Here is a 3952-nt window from a genome sequence, read left to right as displayed (position 1 = left end):
CCTAGGGGGTGCGGTTTGGCCACACGTTCCCGCGGGAACGGCTTCGGGGATCGAAGGGTCTCTGGCTAGGGATCATGATGAGAATTATGCGAATATCACGATCTATCGAACAGACGATCGAAAATGTCAGACCCGCCTGATGGACTGCACGCATGGGAGAAACCAGTTGGGGGATCGAGGACGCCGAGGCCATGGGTCGGCGGCTCCAGGGGCTGGCGTGCCGCCAAGCGCGCGCAGATTACGAGTTCACGACGCTGGTCGGTGAGTTCGATGCCGGAGAGGGCTGGGCGGCGTTCGGCGGCATCAAGTCGTGCGCGCACTACCTCGCGTGGGCGTGCTCGCTGAGTCCTGGGGCGGCGCGGGAGCAGGTCCGGGTGGCCCGTGCTCTGCGCGGCCTGCCGCTCGCGGCGGAGCTGTTCGCGCAGGGGCGGCTGTCGTACTCGAAGATCCGTGAGCTGACGCGCGTCGCCGACCATCTCGCCGAGGCCGAGCTGTGCGAGCTGGCGCAGGAGATGACGGCGTCCCAGTTGGCGCGCACGGTCGCGGCGTACCGAGCGGCGTCCGGCACACGGGTTCGGCAGGTCGACAAGCGGGTTTACACGTGCCAGGCGAGGCCCGACGGCATGGTGCGGGTCAGCCTCGTCGTGCCGGCGGAGGAGGCTGCGCTCATCGATGCGGCCGTGCAGGCGGCGGCTCGCGCCGGGCAGGCCTCTGAGGCGTCCGATCTCGCGGCGAACAGGCCCGAGGCGCCCGACCTCGTGCAGGGCATGCTCGACGTCGCCGCGTCCTATCTGGACGGAGCGCCCCGTGAGCCGGCCGACGATCACACCCTCGTCGTGGTCGAGGTGAGCGCCGAGTCCCTCGTCGGCGCGCCGGAGACCACCGAGCCCTCAGCCGACGCTCCGAACGGGCGCGACGACGCGGCCCTCCGGGGGTGGGCGGCCCTGTCGCGCGGCACCTGCCACGTGCCGGGGTATGGGCGGTTCGAGCCGGCGTCCGCCCAGCGGCTGGCGTGCACGGCGCTGGTGCAGGGGGTGCTGACGAGCCCGACGGGCGAAGTCCTGAAGCTGGGGCGGGCGCGCCGGCTGGCGTCCCGCGCGCAGCGACGGGCGCTGCGGGTGCGGGATCGCGGGGTTTGCCAGTTCCCCGGGTGCCACCAGACCCGGCACCTGGACGCCCACCATCTGCTCGCCTGGGGGGCGCACGGCCCGACGGATCTCGACAATCTCGTGTTGGTCTGCCGGCGGCATCACGTGTTGATCCACGAGGGCGGGCTGGTCCTCACGCGCACCGATCGGCCCTGGCGCCGGTTCGCGGTGCACCTGCCCGACGGACGCCTGTTGAGTGACACGTGGCTCGCGGGCGTTTCCGCGGGCTCGCTGGGCGACCTCCTCATCGCGGACGCCGCCGCGCGGGAAGCCGGCCTTCCGGGCGGCAGCTTCACCGCGGCGACCGAGGAGGACGCCCCTGACGCGGCGCCGGACCGCATCGCCGCCCGGCACGGGGGTGAGGGGTTCAGCCTGCACGAGTGCGTGCGGGTTCTGTTCGACCTCGAGGAGGGAGGGACGGGCGCGGCGGCCTAGCGCCCGTGAGCCGCCGCGGGTGCGGGCGCCGCGACGGCGTCCGCCAGGGTGAGCGCCAGTCGGTCGAGCCCCTCGGCGATGGTGGCGGGTGAGTTGGTCACGTAGGAGAGCCGCATCGTTGACAGGTCGGGGGTGCCGGCGAAGAAGGCCCACCCGGGCACGAAGGCGACGCCGCGGGCAACCGCGGCGTCCAGAAGCGGACGCGTGTCGATGCCACCGCCGAGGGTGACCCAGCAGAACATGCCGCCCTCGGGGTGCGTGACGTGCGCGGCGGAGGGGAGCCGCTCGATCAGCCCGTTGTACATGGCGTCGCGGCGCACGCGGTAGACGTCGATCACGCGGCGGATGTGCGCGTCGAGGTCGCAATTCGCCAGGTAGTGGGCGACGGCCATCTGGGTGAGCGCGGAGCTCTGCAGGCTGACGGCCGCCTTCGCGATGGCGAGCGTCTTCATGATCGGCCCGTCGCCGCGGACCCACCCGATGCGCACTCCCGGAGCCATGATCTTGCTGAGCGAGTGCAGCAGCAGCGACTGACGGCCCATGCCGGGCAGCGACGCGATCGGCGGCGCCGGCTCGCCTTCGAAGCGCAGCGCGCCGTAGGGATCGTCCTCCACGAGGGGGACGCCGGTGCGCACGAGGATTTCCGCGACGTCCCGCCGGCGCTGGGGCGGCATCGACTTGCCCGACGGGTTCTGGAAAGTCGGGATCAAGTACGCGAACTTCGGGCGCTCGGCCGCGATCGCACGCTCGAGCGCGTCGGGGAGGACGCCGTGGTCGTCGGTCGGGACGCTCACCAGCCGCGCGCCGTTCAGCGTGAACGCCTGCACGGCGGCTAGGTAGGTGGGCTCCTCCACGAGGACGACGTCGCCCGGTCGGAGCATCACCTGCGCGGTGAGGAAGATGCCCTCCTGGCTGCCGGTCGTGATGAGGAAGTTCTCCGCTGTCGACGGGAGGTCGCGGCTCACCAACCGCGCCGCCTCCGCGCGCAGACCCGGGTCGCCCTCGGTGGAGCCGTACTGCAGTGCCCGCCGTTCGTCGTGCGCGAGGACGAACTCGAACGACGCTCGGATGTCATCGAACTCAAACAGCGAGGCGTCCGGAATGCCGCCGGCGAACGAGATGATGTCGCCCCTACTCAGCACGGAGAAGAGATCGCCGAGCGGGTCGGGAACCTCGCCGGCGAGCTGGGGGATGACCGGAAAGGAGAACGGCGCTGTCACCCGTCCGAGTGTGCCACGTGGCGCTCGGGTCGGCATCCGCGGGAACGCGGCGGCAGACGGAGACGTTCCCGCGGGAACGTTTTTCCTCGGGTGAGGCTGCGGTGATCAGCCCAGTTCGACGACCGTCAGCCCGGGCGGCCCGGGACGATCCAGGGCCGCGAGGGCGGCCGGAGCGTCCTCGAGCGAGATGCGGCGGCCGATGAGGGCCGCGGGGTCGAGGCGTCCGGCGGCGACCAGCGCCAGCATCGCGGGATAGTCGGCCGCGGCCATACCGTGCGAGCCGAGGATCTCCAGCTCGTGCGCGACGACGACGTCCATGGGGAGAGGGGTAGCGGCGTCGTCGCCGAGCAGCAGCCCCACCTGGATGTGCCGACCGCGCCGCCGCAGCGAACGCACGGACGCCGCCGCGAGGGCCGGCGAGCCGAGGGCGTCCAGGCTGACGTGCGCCCCGCCGGAGCGTTGGATCGCGGCGATCGCCGCGTCCAGATCGGACGTCTCCAGCGGTTCGGCGCCGAGCGCGGCCGCGCGGGCGAGGGCCGCCGAGGAGACGTCGATGGCGAACACGCGGGCGTCGAGGGCGCGCCCGATCATCACCGCCGACAAGCCGAGGCCGCCGCAGCCGAAGACGGCGAGGGTGTCGCCGGCGGTGAGGCGTCCCTGGTCGGTCACCGCGCGCCAGGCGGTCGCGAACCGGCAGCCCAACGCGGCGGCCGCGTCGAAGCCGAGGGCGTCAGGGAGGTGGATCAGGTTCGTGTCGGCCGCCGGTACGAGGACGAACTCCGCGAACGATCCCGGCCCGGTGAAGCCGGGCTGGTACTGGTCGGGGCACACTTGCGCGTCGCCCGCGGCGCACCAGGGGCAGTGTCCGCAGCCGCAGACGAACGGAGCCGTCACGCGATCGCCCGGACGCGCGCCGGTCACCCCCGCACCCACGCGCTCCACGACCCCCGCGAACTCGTGCCCCGGAACCATCGGGAGCGGCACCGGGTCGTGGCCGCGCCACGCGTGCCAGTCGGAGCGGCACACCCCCGTCGCGCGCACCCGGACGACCGCCGCGCCGGCCGGACACTCCGGCTGCGGGCGCTCGCGGATCGTCGGGGTTTCGCCGTAGGCATCGTAGGTCACCGCGCGCATGCAACACCTCTCTGC

At 72.6% G+C, this 3952-nt stretch carries 3 protein-coding genes; 1 reads left to right on the top strand and 2 read right to left on the bottom strand.

Annotated features, from left to right (window positions below; all coding sequences use genetic code 11):
• Positions 1 to 152 precede the first annotated feature (152 nt).
• Positions 153 to 1583, top strand: coding sequence for a DUF222 domain-containing protein (locus WMJ97_RS14640; RefSeq protein WP_347349741.1), 1431 nt, complete (start codon positions 153 to 155; stop codon positions 1581 to 1583).
• Here WMJ97_RS14640 and WMJ97_RS14635 read toward each other — a convergent pair.
• On the bottom strand, positions 1580 to 2803 hold the full coding sequence (locus WMJ97_RS14635) for a PLP-dependent aminotransferase family protein (RefSeq protein WP_347349740.1): 1224 nt from the start codon (positions 2801 to 2803) through the stop codon (positions 1580 to 1582). The two genes, WMJ97_RS14640 and WMJ97_RS14635, sit on opposite strands and share 4 nt — an antisense overlap.
• Positions 2804 to 2908: 105 nt before the next feature.
• A complete protein-coding gene (locus WMJ97_RS14630; protein ID WP_347349739.1) occupies positions 2909 to 3937 on the bottom strand; it encodes an alcohol dehydrogenase catalytic domain-containing protein in 1029 nt (342 codons plus the stop codon).
• Positions 3938 to 3952: the final 15 nt, after the last annotated feature.

The organism is Nigerium sp. (genome assembly GCF_039811905.1).
Classification (GTDB): Bacteria; Actinomycetota; Actinomycetes; order Propionibacteriales; family Propionibacteriaceae; genus Propioniciclava.
Note: the sequence above shows the minus strand (reverse complement) of the source record. Positions and strands in the feature narration are given on the sequence as shown.